Genomic DNA, 14285 nt, shown 5'->3' on the forward strand with positions numbered 1-14285 from the left:
TCCGCGTCACCCTCTCCACGCTCACCGGCCCTGGCCGGCACTGGCCCGCCCCGGCGACGCCGGAACCGTGCCGCCAGCGTACGCCGACGGGGGCGGTTCCGGCGGGCCGGTGCGCGTGGGTCAGACCTGGCGCGGTTCGGCGGCGGACGCGTCGTCCCCGGCCTCGGCGCCGGCCTGGTCGGCGACCTCCTTGGGCAGCCGCAGCGGCAGCGGCTCGCGGACCGGCTTCGCCTCCTGGCCCCGGTCGACCACCAGGCCGTCCAGGCACTCGGCGAGCGGCCCGGCGGTGGCCGGGTCGAGGGCCACCGGGCCCTGGAACACGCCACGGACCATCCAGCGCGGCCCGTCGACGCCGACGAACCGCAGGTTGGTCGGGCCGTCCGGGGTCTGCACCTGGGCGTGCAGCTCGGGGCCGTACTCGCCGTCGACCTCCTGCGCGCTGGCGCCGTCGCGGAGCAGCGACTGGTGGATCTCCTCGCGCACCTCGTCCCAGATTCCCTCGGACCGGGGGGCGGCGAAGACACCCAGCTGCAGCGCGTTGTCCCCGTGCACCAGCACCACCTGCTGGATCACGCCCTGCGGGTCGGCCTGCACCCGCACCTCCACCTCGGCGACCGCCGGGATGTGCAGGCTGCCGAGGTCGAGCCGCTGCACGTCGTCGTTGACCTCGGAGATGTCGTACGGGCCGCGCTCCAGCGTCGGCGTCGACGCCTCGGTGCCCTGGTCGCCGACCTCGGTGGTCCGCTCGTCACGGGTGTGCCGCCCGGCACCGGCCCGCTTTCGGGAGAAGATCACTGCGCCCACCCTCCGCTGTTCGCACTCACCCTGCCACCTCTTCCGTCCACCCGTGGCCCGGCTCGTTCAGCCGCTGCTCGATCCGGTCCAGGCCCGCCGGCGACGGCACAAGCCCGGCGTGTCCGCCGGTGGAGCCGTGCCCACCGGTCCCGCGCTGGGACCCGGGCAGCTCGGCCACCGGCTCGAACCGGGCCCGTGCGACCCGCTGGACCACGAGTTGCGCGATCCGGTCGCCGCGGGAGATCTTCGCCGGCGTTTCCCGATCATGGTTGATCAGGTTGACCAGGATCTCACCCCGGTAGCCGGCGTCGACCGTACCGGGCGCGTTGAGCACCGTTACGCCGAGCCTGGCCGCCAGGCCGGAGCGGGGATGGACCAGGCCCACGTACCCCTCCGGCAGCGCGATGGCCACGCCGGTGGGCACCAGGGCCCGGGCGCCGGGCGGCAACTCCACGTCCGCGGCCGCCACCAGGTCGGCCCCGGCGTCGCCGGGATGGGCGTACGCGGGCAGCGGCAGCTCGGCATCGAGCAGCCGTACGGGCACGGGTACGACGTCGGTCACAGGTCTCTCTTCCGTCCGGTTGATCGGGGTGACCCTGCCATCCTGCCGGTTACCCGGGCCGCCGTGCGCCGTACCCTCGCAGGAGTGAGCATGTCGCCCTCTCCGTCCGCCGGTCAGCCACCGGTCGCGGCCCGCACGGCGTACGCCGAACGGCTGGATCTGCCCTGGTGGTTGTGGCTGGCCGGGCTGGTGGCCGCCGCGCTGCTGGCCGTCGAGATCTGGTTGGGCGCCGGCGGCGTCCGCGCCTGGCTGCCGTTCGCGGTGCTGCTGCCGGCCACCGCGGCCGGGCTGTGGTGGCTGGGCCGGATCCGGGTCGCGGTCGCCGACGACGAGCTGCGGGTGGACGACGCCCGGCTGCCGGTGCGCTTCGTGGCGGACGTGGTGCCGCTGGACGCGGCCGGCCGCCGTGAGGTGCTCGGGGTGGGCGCGGACCCGCTCGCCTTCGTCATCCAGCGGCCGTGGATCGGCGGGGCCGTGCAGGTGGTGCTCGACGACCCGGCCGACCCGACCCCGTTCTGGGTGGTGAGCACCCGGCATCCGGTCGAGCTTGCCGAGGCGGTGCTGACCGCCCGGGACGCCCGAGCCCCCGTCGATCGCACGACCGGCGAGCCGGGCTGACCACGGCGGCGCGGCGTGTCGGCCCGTTCAGGTGCCGGTCGGCGGGCCGGGTAGGGCTGGCGGCGGAGCCGGCCGGGCGATGCCACGCCGACGCAGGTCGACCTGGAGCTGGTCGGCCATCGACCGGGTCGCCCGGCGGTTGAGGAAGCTGGCCACCGCCGCGCCGGTGAGGAACGGCCCGAGCGTGGTGAGGTTGCGCCCGAAGCGCCGGAGCAGGGTGTCCCGCAGTTCCTTGCGGGCGGCGGTGCCGAGCACAGCGCCCACCCCCACGCCGGGCATCATCGGGTTGACCCCACGCTGGGTGGCCCAGGAGTGCACCAGGGCGACCGCCCGTTGGCTGCCGCCGGGCGGCAGCGCCACGCCGTGCACCTCGTGCAGCTCGCCGACCAGCTTCAGCTCCACCGCCACCACGGCGACCGTCTCGGCGGCCAGCAGCACCGGCGCGGAGAGCAGGGTCGGCGCGACCGCCCACTCGACGGCGGCGACTCCCCCACCGGCAGCGCCGATACCGGCGGTGGTCCGGGCCGCGTTGCGGATCAACCGCTCGGCCAGCGCGTTGTCATCCAGCCCCGGGAAGTGTCGACGCAGGGTGGCCAGGTCCCGCACCGGTACGTGCGGGGCGATCTCGGCGACGGTGTCGACCATCCAGCGCACGGCGGCGCGGGGCTTGAAAAGGTCGCCGATGCCACGGGCGCGGGCCTGCCCGACCATCCGGGTGAGCAGTTGGCGGCGCCGCGCGGGCTCGATGTCGTCCGCGGTCAACGCCGCGACGGTGGCGCCGAGGTCGTCCGCGCCGGCGCCGGTGGTGTCGCCTCGATCGCTCATGGGGTCGGACCTCCCGGTGCTGTGGCTACCCCCTACGAGTCAAGCAGGTACCCACCGGTGCCGCATGGCTACACCGGCAGCGGCGGCCCCGATCAGGAGGCCGCCGCTGGTGTCGTGAGTGTCAGACGCACTCGCGGCAGATCAGTTCGCCGTTACGCTCGACCGCCAGCTGGCTGCGGTGGTGCACAAGGAAGCAGCGAGCGCATCGGAACTCGTCCTGCTGCATCGGTAGCACCTTGACCGTGAGCTCCTCGTCGGCCAGATCGGCGCCGGGCAGCTCAAAGCTCTCGGCCACCTCGGCCTCGTCGACGTCCACCGCGCCCGACTGTGAGTCGACGCGCCGTGCCTTGAGCTCTTCCAGGCTGTCCTCGCCGAGGTCGACCTCGTCGCGACGCGGGGCGTCGTAGTCGGTGGCCATCGGTTTCACTCTCCCATATCGATGTTGTCGCTTCCGGTTGTAACGCCGGACGACGCTGTTTCGGTTCCGCTGGCCGGCCACCAGTTGTGTCGGGCACCCGACCCGGGGACCGAACGGGTCGAGCCCGCTGGGGCGACTCCCCTGCGAGCGCGGAACCTTACCCCCCCTTGGGCGAGGCATGTATACCGCCCTTGCGGCTGAGATGTACGCCCCAGCACCCCAAGTTGTTCCCAATGTGACTCAGGCGACACGAAGATAGGGGTAGTAGTACCCGGTTCGCGGTCGGCGCGCCGGCATGTCGGACTGTTTCCACGCGACGGCCGGACAACCGTTAACCTCAGCGGCGTATTCGACGGCCGCCGGTCAGTGCGATCGTTGGCGGCCGCCGCCACCCACCTGACGTCCGGGAGCGCCCAGATGAGTTTTGCGCGAGTGCGAGCACTCGTCGTCGTCGGCATGCTCGGGGTACTGGCCCTGGCCTTCGTGATCACCGCGCTGGTCCGCGACACGCAGGGCAAGGCGGGCACGGCCGAGGGTTGCCCCGAGGGCTGGCCGCTGGCCGACGTGACTCTGCACGAGCCCAAGGACGTCAAGATCAACGTCTTGAACGCGACCGACGAGCCGGGCCGGGCGGGCAGCGTCGCGGATGACTTCCGCAACCGCAAGTTCCAGGTCAAGAAGGTCGGCAACGCGCCCAAGGGGATCGACGAGGTGGCCGTGCTGCGGTACGGGCCCAAGGGCGTCGGCTCGGCGCACCTGCTGCAGGCGTACTTCCTCAACAACGCCGAGCCGGGCTACGACCCGAAGCGCACCGACGACACGGTGGACGTGGTGCTGGGCAGCCGCTTCCAGCAGCTCGCCACGACGACCGAGGTGAACCAGTCCCTCGGTGACCTGGGCGCTCCGGAGGCGCCCCCGGAGTCGTGCCCGTCCCCGGTCGCCAAGAACTGACCGGGCGGGTCGGCGGGCGCTGACCCGTTCGGTCACCGCCCGCCGGGCCACCAGCCGGCCCGGCGCGTCGCCGACCGGTCCCCGGACGCACGGACGCGCCGGCCGCGCCGGTCAGGGGCCGCCGGCGGCGTCCAGGACGGCCAGCCGGTCGTGCAGCGGCGCGAAGAGCGCCGGCGGAGCCGCGAGCACCAGGTCCGGGCCGGGCGGACGCCCGTCCAGGCCGGTGACCCGCACGCCCGCCTCGGCGGCCACCAGCCCACCGGCCGCGAGGTCCCAGGCGGCCAGGCCCTTCTCGAAGTACGCGTCCAGGCGCCCCTCGGCGACCAGGCAGAGGTCCAGCGCGGCGGCGCCGAGCCGGCGGATGTCCCGCACGTGCGCGATCAGCCCGGCCACCACCCGGGCCTGGTGCGCCCGGCGACCGGCGTCGTAGCCGAAGCCGGTCGCGACCAGCGCCTGCCCCAGGTCGGTCTCGCCGGAACAGCGCAACCGGACGCCGTCACGCCAGGCGCCACCGCCGGCCGTGGCGGTCCACTCCTCGCCGGTGCTGACGTTGCGCACCACGCCGGCGACCACCACGCCGTCCACCTCGGCGGCGAGCGACACCGCGCAGTACGGCAGCCCGTAGAGGTAGTTGACGGTGCCGTCGATCGGGTCGACGATCCAGCGCACGCCGCTCGGCCCGACCGGCCCGGTGTCCCCCGTGCCGTACTCCTCGCCGAGCACCGCGTCGCCCGGCCGCAGCCGGTGCAGCGCGTCGAGCACCTGCCGCTCGACCGCCCGGTCGGCCGCGGTGACCACGTCGGTGACCGTACTCTTGGTCGCGGCCACGGCGACGCCCTCGGCCCGCATCCGGTACGCGGTGGCCGCCGCGTCCCGCGTAACGTCGAGCGCGACAGCCAACAAATCCTCGGGCGACGGCACCGAACGGTCCATCCCACGTCCCCTTCCCGCACGACCGGGCCGTTCCGGGCCACGCGTGAGTATCATCCTTACAAAGTCCACATCTGCGCCGAATCGGCGGTCCCCGCCGTCGTTACGCCGTGCGGCGCAGGATGATCGCCGCAGACGGCGTTACAATTCACCACTGCGCCCACGCGCCACGGACCGCCGACCACCGGCCGGTCCGGGACACGGGGGTCCCTCACCACATCGCCCGGCCAGTCGCCCCACGCTGTGCCGGACGACCCGGCCGTACCCGCTCTTCGCCTCCGGAAGGTCATTCGTGACAGAACCCCGCCAGCCCGGCGCCGACGTTCGCTCGCTCACCGACACTCTGATCGCCCACGCGCAGAGCGCCGGCGGTCAGCTCACGTCGGCTCAGCTCGCGCGCACCGTCGAGTCCGCCGAGGTGACTCCGGCCCAGGCCAAGAAGATCCTGCGGGCGCTCTCCGAGGCGGGAGTGACCGTGGTGGTGGACGGCTCGGCCAGCACCCGTCGCCGGGTCGCCGCCGCCCGCTCGACCACGCCGGCGTCCCGGGCCACCACCGCCAAGACCACCAAGAAGGCCGCCGCACCGGCGCCCAAGCAGGCGCCCGCCTCCGACGAGGGCCCGTCCACGCCGGCCCCGCGCAAGGTGGCCGCGCGCAAGGCGGCCGGCAGCACCGCCGAGGGCGCCGCCGCGCCGGCGAAGGCCGCGACCAAGTCGACCCGGGCCACCAAGGCGACGGTCGCCGCGGCCGCCGGCGCCAAGCCGGCCAAGGCCGGCGGCAAGAAGGGCGAGGGCGCCGAGGGTGAGATCGACCCGGAGGAGCTGGCCGCCGCGATCGAGGACGTGGTGGTCGAGGAGCCGGCCGAGCTGACGCAGGCCGCCGAGACCGACGCCGCCGCCTCGGCCACCGACAACGACTTCGAGTGGGACGACGAGGAGTCCGAGGCGCTCAAGCAGGCCCGGCGGGACGCCGAGCTGACCGCCTCCGCCGACTCGGTGCGCGCGTACCTCAAGCAGATCGGCAAGGTCCCGCTGCTCAACGCCGAGCAGGAGGTGGAGCTGGCCAAGCGGATCGAGGCCGGGCTCTACGCCGCCGAGCGGCTGCGCGCGGCCGACGAGGGCGAGGAGAAGCTCACCCGGGAGATGGTCCGCGACCTGGGCTGGATCTCCCGCGACGGCGAGCGGGCCAAGAACCACCTGCTGGAGGCGAACCTCCGACTGGTGGTGTCGCTGGCCAAGCGGTACACGGGGCGTGGCATGGCCTTCCTCGACCTGATCCAGGAGGGCAACCTCGGCCTGATCCGCGCGGTCGAGAAGTTCGACTACACCAAGGGCTACAAGTTCTCCACGTACGCCACCTGGTGGATCCGGCAGGCGATCACCCGCGCGATGGCCGACCAGGCCCGCACCATCCGCATCCCGGTGCACATGGTGGAGGTCATCAACAAGCTCGGCCGCATACAGCGCGAGCTGCTCCAGGACCTGGGCCGCGAGCCCACGCCGGAGGAGCTGGCCAAGGAGATGGACATCACACCGGAGAAGGTGCTGGAGATCCAGCAGTACGCCCGGGAGCCCATCTCGCTGGACCAGACCATCGGCGACGAGGGCGATAGCCAGCTCGGCGACTTCATCGAAGATTCCGAGGCCGTGGTCGCGGTCGACGCGGTCTCGTTCTCGCTCCTGCAGGACCAGCTCCAGCAGGTGCTGCAGACGCTCTCCGAGCGTGAGGCGGGTGTGGTACGCCTGCGCTTCGGCCTGACCGACGGCCAGCCGCGGACGCTGGACGAGATCGGCCAGGTCTACGGGGTGACCCGGGAGCGGATCCGGCAGATCGAGTCCAAGACGATGTCCAAGCTGCGTCACCCGTCCCGGTCGCAGGTCCTCCGGGATTACCTGGACTGAGCGAGGTTCGTCAACCGAACGTGTCGTTTTGACCACCTGGTGTGCAACGCCAGATGGTGATCGTCCGGATGCACGAATGTGATCGTTGACGTGGCACCCTTGGTGCACGGCACACTGTCCCAGCCAGGTGTGACCTCGGTCCCCCGCGGGCACACAGGGAAGGCAGTTCCTAGTAAGGGTGTTGCACGATAGGTGAGCAACGACCGAAGAGATTGTTCATCGGTGACGACCAGAGGAGGAAGGCGATGAACTCGACCCTCACGCCGCCGCCCGAGACGGTGGCGCCCCCAGCCGCCGATGAACGGTGCGACCGCTGCAATGCTGCCGGCAAGCTCCGGATCACCCTGGTGGGTGGGAGCGAGCTGGTGTTCTGTGGGCACCACGCGAACAAGTACGCGGAGGATCTCGTGAAGATCACCGAGCGGTTCGCAACGGAGCCCGATTTCAGCTGGCGTGGCGCCGATCTGATGGCGAACTAAATCCGTAAACCGACATAGCCGGCCGGAGACACCCCGAGGGTGTCTCCGGCCGGCTTTTCGCTGCCCCCGCGCCCGCGCCCGCGCCCGCGCCCCAAGATCGTGCTCAATCCTGGATGTAGTGGTCTCATCGACGCGCCGACGCCACTACATCCTGGATCCAGCACGATCTTGGCGAGGTGATGCCGTCGCGGAGGGCCGGCAGATCGCCGATCCGGTCTGGACGGGTGGGTGGTGCCGACGCGGTGGGTGGGTCAGAGGGTCTGCACGGTGGCGATGCGTTCCTCAAGCTGTTCGATTGTGGCCTGGGCGCTCGGCGGGCCGCCGCAGAGCCGGCGCAGCTCGGCGTGGATCTTGCCGTGCGGTTGGCCGGTGCGGTGGTGCCGGGCGGCCACCAGAGCGTTCAGCTGGCGCCGGAGCGCCACCCGGCGCTGGGCGGCACTCATTGGTGCCGGCGGCGCCGCGACGGGCGTACCGGCCGGCTGAGCGGCCCGCTCGGTGCTGCGGCGGCGCTGGGCGGCCAACTGCTCGGCCTGCCGCTTGGTCAGCAGCAGGGAGACCTGGTCGGCGGTGAGCAGGCCGGGCAGGCCGAGGTACTCCTCCTCCTCCGGAGTGCCCGCCTGGGCCGCGGTGCCGAACGACGCGCCGTCAAAGATCACCTGGTCCAGCTCGGCGGTGGCCGAGAGCGCGGCGAACCGCTTCTCCAGCTCACCGCTGGCCTGATCGTCGCGCTGCGCCCGCTCCAGCAGGTCGTCGTCGAAACCGTCGGATTCCTTGGGCTTGCCGAGCACGTGGTCCCGCTCGGTCTCCATCTCGCTGGCCAGCCCGAGCAGGTGCGGCACGCTGGGCAGGAAGACCGACGCGGTCTCCCCGGGCCGGCGGGCCCGGACGAACCGGCCGATCGCCTGGGCGAAGTAGAGCGGGGTGCTGGCGCTTGTGGCGTAGACCCCGACCGCCAGTCGCGGGATGTCGACCCCCTCGGACACCATCCGCACCGCGACCAACCACCGCTGGTCGGACGCTGCGAACGTCGCGATCCGGGCGGACGCGCCCAGGTCGTCGGAGAGCACCACGGCGGCCTTCTCGCCGGTCACCTGCTCGATCAGCTTGGCGTACGAGCGGGCGGACTGCTGGTCGGTGGCGATGATCAGCCCGCCGGCATCGGCCATCCCGGCGTTGCGCAGGACGGTGAGCCGGGCGTCGGCGGCCCGCAGCACCTGCGGCATCCAGTCCCCGGCCGGGTCCAGCGCGGTACGCCACGCCTGCGCCACCAGATCCTGCGTCATCGGCTCGCCCAGCCGGGCCGCCAACTCCTCCCCCGCGTTGGTCCGCCAGCGGGTCTCCCCCGAGTACGCCAGGAAGAGCACCGGCCGGACCACGCCGTCGCGTAGCGCGTCCGAGTAGCCGTACACCGAGTCGGCGCGGGAGCGCAGCAGCCCGTCACCGCCGCGCTCGTAGCTGACGAACGGGATCGGGTTGTCGTCGGAGCGGAACGGCGTCCCGGTGAGCATCAGCCGGCGTACGGCGGGCTCGAATGCCGCCTTCACCCCGTCGCCCCAGGTCCGGGAGTCGCCCGCGTGGTGGATCTCGTCGAGGATGACCAGGGTCCGTCGCGTCATGGTGCGCCGCCGGTGCACCTGCGGCGCCATCCCCACCTGCGCGTAGGTGATCACCGCGCCGTGGAAGTCGGCAGCGGAGTGCACGTCGGCGTTGCGGAACGCGGCGTCGAGCTGGATGCCCACCCGGGCCGCGGCCTCGGCCCACTGGTTCTTGAGGTGCTCGGTCGGGGCGACGACCGTGACGGCCTCCACCGTGCCGTCACCGAGCAGCTCGGCCGCGATCCGCAGGGCGAACGTGGTCTTGCCGGCGCCGGGCGTGGCGACCGCGGTGAAGTCCTCGCTGCGCCGGCGCAGGTACTCCACCAGGGCCTTGCGCTGCCAGGCACGTAGTGCCGGGAACGTCTCGAGCACCGGCGTCCGGGCTGCCACGCGAAGCTCCTCTCCGACCGCACGACGGCGGACCCCGGGCGAGGGCCACGAGTACCGCCGCCCATGAAAACGCCTCCGCGCAGAAGCTGCCGCGAAGGCCGACTCAGCATAACCAGCGCGGGCCCCACGGCCCAGGCGACGCCACGCTGGTCACATCCACCACCGGCGAACCAGGCCGCCCGGCCGTACCCGAAAGCCCCGCCGACCCGTCGGCCTGAGCCCTCACCAGTCCCGGTCGGTGCGCGGCTCCACCCCGCCGGTACGCGGCGGGCGCAGCGGCGCCACCGGAACGGACCAGCGCCGGCGCAGGGCGATCAGGCGCAGCCCGAAGACCAGCACGGCGGCGGCGGTGAGCGGCAGCGGCCCGGTGTGGTCGGCGACGTACAGCAGCGCCACCGCGACCGATCCGACCAGGGCGACGACCGCGTAGATCTCCCGACGCAGCACCACCGGGATCTCGGCGGTGAGCAGGTCCCGCGCGAGGCCCCCGCCGATCGCGGTGAGCATGCCGATCAGGCAGGCGCCGACCGCCGGCACCCGGGCGTCGAGCGCCTTGAGTGTGCCGGTCACGGTGAACAGCGCGAGGCCCGCGGCGTCCAGCACCAGCACAGTGGTGCGTAGCCGCGCCAGCTGCGGGTGCAGCCAGAAGACGGCGAGCGCGGTGACGGCGGCGGTCGCCACGTACCGCCAGTCGGCGAAGGCCAGCGGCGGGACCTCGTCGATGACCAGGTCCCGGAAGATTCCGCCGCCGAGGGCGGCCACGAAGCCGACGAACGCGACGCCGAAGAGGTCGAGCCGCTTGGCCACCGCGGCCGAAGCCCCGGACGCGGCGAAGACCGCCACCCCGGTCAGGTCGGCGAGGAGCAGGGCGGTGGAGGTGGTCACCGCCGCAGGCTACGTCGCCGGCCGGGACAGCGGCCGTCGTTCACTCCCGGTACGAGTCGTAGATCTCCTTGCACTTGGGGCAGACCGGAGAACCCGGCTTGGCCGCCTTGGTGACCGGGAAGGTCTCGCCGCAGAGCGCGACGACGAAGGTGCCCATGACGGCACTCTCGGCGATCTTCTCCTTGCGGACGTAGTGGAACATCTCGGGACCGGTATCGGCGTCCTTCAGCTCCGGACGCTCGAGAACCTCTGTGCTCACGTCTGCACCTCCAACCGTCAAGTTTGGCAGGTCATCACGGCCGGGTCCACTTGAGGCCGGCCGAGGCCCCACCCCGTACCGTGCCCCCCGTGACTGACTTTCGCATCAGCTACGGCACCGAGGTGGCCGACGCCCTGCACGACGGCCGGCCCGTCGTCGCCCTGGAGAGCACAATCGTCTCGCACGGCCTGCCCCGGCCGGAGAACCTTCGGGTAGCTCGGGAGATCGAGCAGGCGGTCCGGGACGCCGGCGCGGTCCCGGCGACGATCGGCATGATCGGCGGCCAGCTGGTGGTCGGCCTGGACGACGCGCAGCTGACCCGCCTGGCCACCGTCGATGGCGTGACCAAGCTCTCCGTCCGCGATCTCGCGGTCGCGGCGGCGACCGGCGCGGACGGCGCCACCACCGTGGCCGCGACCAGTGCGGTGGCCGCCGCGGCCGGGATCGGGGTGTTCGCCACCGGCGGGCTCGGTGGGGTGCACCGGGAGGCCGCGCACACCTTCGACGAGTCGGCGGACCTGATCACACTGGCCCGGACGCCGATCGCGGTGGTCTGCGCCGGGGTCAAGTCGATCCTCGACGTGGGCGCGACCCTGGAGCGGCTGGAGACCCTCGGGGTCGCCGTGGTCGGTTACCGCACCCACCGGTTCCCCGGCTTCTACCTCACCGACGGCGGCTTCGACCTGGACTGGTCGGTCGAGTCGGCGGAGCAGGTCGCCGCCGTGCTCGCCGCCCGTGACCGGCACGCCGTGCACGCCGGTGGCCTGATCGTCGCCAACCCACTGCCGGTCGACGAGCAGCTCGACCCGGAGCTGCACGACCGGACCCTCGCCGAGGGTCTGGCCCTGCTGGAGCGGGACGGGGTGACCGGCAAGGCCGTCACCCCGTACCTGCTGGCGCACTTCCACTCGGCCACCGAGGGCGCGAGCCTGGCGGTGAACGTCCGGATCATCCTGCGCAACGCCGATCTGGCCGCGCGGATCGCGGTAGCCGCCACCCGCGCCAACGCCGACCCGGCATGACCCGACCGGCCCGGGTGGTCGTCGTCGGGGACGTGATCACCGACGTGGTCGCGGTGCTGTCCGGGCCGCTCGCGGCGGGTTCGGACACCGCGGCCGACATCAGCATCGGCGGCGGCGGGCAGGCGGCCAACACCGCCGCCTGGATCGCGGCGCAGGGGGTGGACGTCACCCTCGTCGGCGCGGTCGGCGACGACGACGCGGGGCGTGACCGGATGGTCGAGCTTGAAGGCGCGGGTGTCGACTGCGCGCTCGACCGGGTGGAGGACGTCCCGACCGGCACGGTGATCGTGCTGGCCACCGACGGCGAGCGCACCATGGTCAGCCAGCGGGGCGCGAACCTGCGGCTCAGCGCCGAGCACGTCGAACGGGCCCTCGCGGCGGTGCCCGACGCGGGGCACCTGCACCTGTCCGCGTACACCCTGTTGGACGCCGGGTCGCGCGGCGCCGGGCTGCGGGCGCTGGCGGTCGCCCGCGAGCGCGGGCTCACCACCAGCGTCGACGCGGCCTCCGCGGCGCCGCTGCGGCGGCTCGGCGCGGCGGCCTTCCTGGGTTGGGTACGTGACGTCGACCTGCTGCTGGTCAACGCGGACGAGGCGACGGTGCTGGCCGGCGGGCTGGACCCGGCGGCGCAGGGGCGGGCGCTGTCGGCGACAGCCCGTCGGGTGGTGGTCAAGCGGGGCGCGGCCGGCGCGGTCTGGGTGGACCGCTCGGCCCCGGTCTGTGTGGCCCCGGCCCGGAGGGTGGCGGTGGTGGACGTCACCGGGGCGGGCGATGCCTTCGCGGCCGGTCTGCTCACCGCCTGGCTCGGCGGGGCCGCCCCGACTGCGGCGCTGAACCGCGCCACCGACCTGGGGGCCCTGGCCGTCTCCACCGCCGGAGCCCGGCCCCGGCCGTGACCTGCCGGACCCTGGCCCGGCACGCGGGTCAGGGTTCGGCGTCGATGACCTTGTGTGAACGTTCCTCGGCGGTGAGGCTCATCGGCGGGGTGTCGTCCTTCAGGCGGGGGTGGAACCGGTTGGCCAGCCGGTGCTCTTCCTTGGGCGGGCGGTCGTTGGCCAGCAGCACGGCCAGCCACGGGATGAGCACCATGCCGAGGGCGCACAACGGCAGCCATAGCCAGAGCAGTGGGGCCTTCGCGCCGACCAGGATCGCGCCGAGAATGATGCACGCCACCCGGATGCCCATCATCAGCACATAGCGACGCTGACGGCTGGTGAGCTGGTCGTTCTGGCTGCGCGAGGCGTCGGTGATCAGAATCGGCTGGTACGCCTGATGCTTCACCATGAACCTCCTCGAGGGGATTACGACCCATCCTGTCACCGCGGGGCCGTGATCAGCGAAATATGACTCATGCCGGTGCGTGTTACGCGCGTGGTACGCTCCGCTCGTGGGCAGCAGGTTCAGCTTCACCGACGAGGCGTTGGCCAACCTGAGGGTCTACGACGTCACACCCGGGGAAGTCTGGGAGGCGCTGCACAGCGCCCGACGGGTGATCCGCCACCTGGGAGACGATGTGATGGTGGTCTACGCCGCCGCCCGTCGGGGCCGCCGACTGGCGGTGCTGCTCGCCGAGGCTGACGGCGCCGACAACGACTGGGACATCCTCTCCGCCCGGGAGCTGAGCGACGTCGAGTCCAAGCGCTACGACGAGGCCGTGCGGAGATCTCGCCGATGAGGAGGCCGTGACGATGCACCGTAACGACGCGACCAAGCAGTTCCACGGCGGCGACGACCGGATCGCCGAGCTGATCGACCAGAGCCCGGCGGTGGACCTGCCCACGCCCGACACCGACGTGCCGATGGTGAGCCGGTCGGTCCGGCTGCCGCTGGAGACCTACGAGCGGGTGCGGGCCGCCGCCGACGCCCGCGGCATCGGGGTCACCACGCTGATGCGGCAGTGGATCGAGGCCGGCCTGGCCGACCTGGACGACTCCGCCACCGTCTCGCTCGCCGACGTCCGGCGCGCGCTGGCCTCGCTGGCCCACCCCACCGCCGCCTGAGCGAACGCGCCTTCGGGGTCGTCAGCCGTCGGAGGCCTTCGCCTTTGCGGCAGCCTTCATCTGCTGCTTGTACTCGCGCACCCGGCGCAGCGAGTCGGCATCCGTGACGTCGGCCACCGACCGGTACGCGCCCGGGTCGCCGTAGCCGCCGGCCGCCTTCCGCCAGTCCTGCGGGGTCACGCCGAACCGCTTGCCGAGCAGGGCCACGAAGATCTGCGCCTTCTGCTTGCCGAAGCCGGGCAGCTCGGCGACCCGCCGGAACAGCTCCGGCCCGTCGGCGACGTCCGACCAGAGCCGCTCGGCGTCCCCGTCGTAGCGGTCCACCAGGACCTGGCACACGTCCTGCACCCGGGCCGCCATCGCCTTCGGGAACCGGTGCAGGGCGGGCGGGGTGGCGAAGAGCGCGATCAGCGCCTCCGGGTCGTACCCGGCCAGCTCCGCCGCGTCCAGGTCGTGGCCGAGCCGCTGCGCCAGCACGTACGGCGAGGAGAAGGCCTTCTCCATCGGCACTTGTTGATCGAGGACCATACCAAGGAGCCTGGCCAGCGGGCTGCGCTCCAGCAGCCGGTTGGCCTCGGGGTCGATGGGCAGCACGAGCGTCATGACCCCATCCTGCCCGGCCGCCGACCAGGGACGAACACCGACGCTCCGGCTTC

Annotated in this window: 18 protein-coding genes; 8 read left to right on the plus strand and 10 right to left on the minus strand. The window is 72.8% G+C overall.

Features of this window, described 5'->3' with window-relative positions; translation table 11 throughout:
* Positions 1-120: 120 nt before the first annotated feature.
* Complete coding sequence (locus tag GA0070607_RS04930) at positions 121-795, minus strand: DUF3710 domain-containing protein (protein WP_089017104.1); 675 nt, start codon at positions 793-795, stop codon at positions 121-123.
* Positions 796-820: 25 nt separating this feature from the next.
* A complete protein-coding gene (gene dut / locus GA0070607_RS04935; RefSeq protein ID WP_089017105.1) occupies positions 821-1357 on the minus strand; it encodes a dUTP diphosphatase in 537 nt (178 codons plus the stop codon).
* A gap of 84 nt (positions 1358-1441) precedes the next feature.
* On the opposite strand from dut, the gene GA0070607_RS04940 reads away from it, so the two are divergent.
* A complete protein-coding gene (locus tag GA0070607_RS04940; RefSeq protein WP_408630868.1) occupies positions 1442-1975 on the plus strand; it encodes a DUF3093 domain-containing protein in 534 nt (177 codons plus the stop codon).
* Positions 1976-2002: 27 nt separating this feature from the next.
* Here GA0070607_RS04940 and GA0070607_RS04945 read toward each other — a convergent pair whose 3' ends face one another.
* Positions 2003-2800: a hypothetical protein gene (locus GA0070607_RS04945; protein WP_089017107.1), complete on the minus strand. Its 798-nt coding sequence runs from the start codon at positions 2798-2800 to the stop codon at positions 2003-2005.
* A gap of 121 nt (positions 2801-2921) precedes the next feature.
* The gene (locus tag GA0070607_RS04950; protein WP_007075406.1) at positions 2922-3218 is read right to left on the minus strand and encodes a DUF4193 domain-containing protein; all 297 of its coding nucleotides are present in this window, start codon (positions 3216-3218) and stop codon (positions 2922-2924) included.
* Between the two features lie 432 nt (positions 3219-3650).
* Between GA0070607_RS04950 and GA0070607_RS04955 the strand changes: the two genes are divergently transcribed.
* Complete coding sequence (locus GA0070607_RS04955; RefSeq protein WP_172899161.1) at positions 3651-4169, plus strand: LytR C-terminal domain-containing protein; 519 nt, start codon at positions 3651-3653, stop codon at positions 4167-4169.
* Between the two features lie 111 nt (positions 4170-4280).
* Here GA0070607_RS04955 and GA0070607_RS04960 read toward each other — a convergent pair whose 3' ends face one another.
* Positions 4281-5102 carry an inositol monophosphatase family protein gene (locus GA0070607_RS04960; RefSeq protein ID WP_089017108.1) on the minus strand — a complete coding sequence of 274 codons (822 nt, stop codon included), beginning with the start codon at positions 5100-5102 and terminating at the stop codon, positions 4281-4283.
* A 289-nt stretch (positions 5103-5391) separates the two neighbouring features.
* Between GA0070607_RS04960 and GA0070607_RS04965 the strand changes: the two genes are divergently transcribed.
* A complete protein-coding gene (locus GA0070607_RS04965; protein ID WP_089017109.1) occupies positions 5392-6999 on the plus strand; it encodes an RNA polymerase sigma factor in 1608 nt (535 codons plus the stop codon).
* A gap of 245 nt (positions 7000-7244) precedes the next feature.
* On the plus strand, positions 7245-7478 hold the full coding sequence (locus GA0070607_RS04970) for a DUF7455 domain-containing protein (RefSeq protein ID WP_007456919.1): 234 nt from the start codon (positions 7245-7247) through the stop codon (positions 7476-7478).
* Between the two features lie 251 nt (positions 7479-7729).
* On the opposite strand, the gene GA0070607_RS04975 is transcribed toward GA0070607_RS04970, so the two are convergent.
* The 3 genes from GA0070607_RS04975 to GA0070607_RS04985 all read right to left on the minus strand — a co-directional run bounded on the left by GA0070607_RS04975 (position 7730) and on the right by GA0070607_RS04985 (position 10607).
* Entirely contained in the window at positions 7730-9463 is a 1734-nt protein-coding gene (locus GA0070607_RS04975; RefSeq protein ID WP_089017110.1) for a DEAD/DEAH box helicase, read from the minus strand.
* A gap of 222 nt (positions 9464-9685) precedes the next feature.
* Positions 9686-10348, minus strand: coding sequence for a trimeric intracellular cation channel family protein (locus GA0070607_RS04980; RefSeq protein ID WP_089017111.1), 663 nt, complete (start codon positions 10346-10348; stop codon positions 9686-9688).
* A 40-nt stretch (positions 10349-10388) separates the two neighbouring features.
* Positions 10389-10607, minus strand: coding sequence for a DUF3039 domain-containing protein (locus GA0070607_RS04985; RefSeq protein ID WP_007456912.1), 219 nt, complete (start codon positions 10605-10607; stop codon positions 10389-10391).
* 89 nt (positions 10608-10696) lie between these two features.
* On the opposite strand from GA0070607_RS04985, the gene GA0070607_RS04990 reads away from it, so the two are divergent.
* Both GA0070607_RS04990 and GA0070607_RS04995 read left to right on the plus strand, forming a co-directional pair.
* Complete coding sequence (locus tag GA0070607_RS04990; RefSeq protein WP_089017112.1) at positions 10697-11629, plus strand: pseudouridine-5'-phosphate glycosidase; 933 nt, start codon at positions 10697-10699, stop codon at positions 11627-11629.
* The gene (locus GA0070607_RS04995; protein ID WP_089017113.1) at positions 11626-12525 is read left to right on the plus strand and encodes a carbohydrate kinase family protein; all 900 of its coding nucleotides are present in this window, start codon (positions 11626-11628) and stop codon (positions 12523-12525) included. The genes GA0070607_RS04990 and GA0070607_RS04995 overlap by 4 nt, the downstream gene beginning before the upstream one ends.
* Before the next feature lie 28 nt (positions 12526-12553).
* Here the strand turns inward: GA0070607_RS04995 and GA0070607_RS05000 are convergent, their stop codons facing one another.
* Positions 12554-12913, minus strand: coding sequence for a DUF3099 domain-containing protein (locus GA0070607_RS05000; RefSeq protein ID WP_172898987.1), 360 nt, complete (start codon positions 12911-12913; stop codon positions 12554-12556).
* A gap of 103 nt (positions 12914-13016) precedes the next feature.
* On the opposite strand from GA0070607_RS05000, the gene GA0070607_RS05005 reads away from it, so the two are divergent.
* Both GA0070607_RS05005 and GA0070607_RS05010 read left to right on the plus strand, forming a co-directional pair.
* Complete coding sequence (locus GA0070607_RS05005) at positions 13017-13304, plus strand: hypothetical protein (RefSeq protein WP_231930849.1); 288 nt, start codon at positions 13017-13019, stop codon at positions 13302-13304.
* 13 nt (positions 13305-13317) lie between these two features.
* Positions 13318-13629, plus strand: a complete 312-nt coding sequence (locus GA0070607_RS05010) for a hypothetical protein (RefSeq protein ID WP_089021667.1) — start codon at positions 13318-13320, stop codon at positions 13627-13629.
* A gap of 21 nt (positions 13630-13650) precedes the next feature.
* On the opposite strand, the gene GA0070607_RS05015 is transcribed toward GA0070607_RS05010, so the two are convergent.
* Entirely contained in the window at positions 13651-14232 is a 582-nt protein-coding gene (locus GA0070607_RS05015) for an HhH-GPD-type base excision DNA repair protein (protein WP_089017115.1), read from the minus strand.
* Positions 14233-14285 lie beyond the last annotated feature (53 nt).

The organism is Micromonospora coriariae (assembly GCF_900091455.1).
GTDB lineage: Bacteria > Actinomycetota > Actinomycetes > Mycobacteriales > Micromonosporaceae > Micromonospora > Micromonospora coriariae.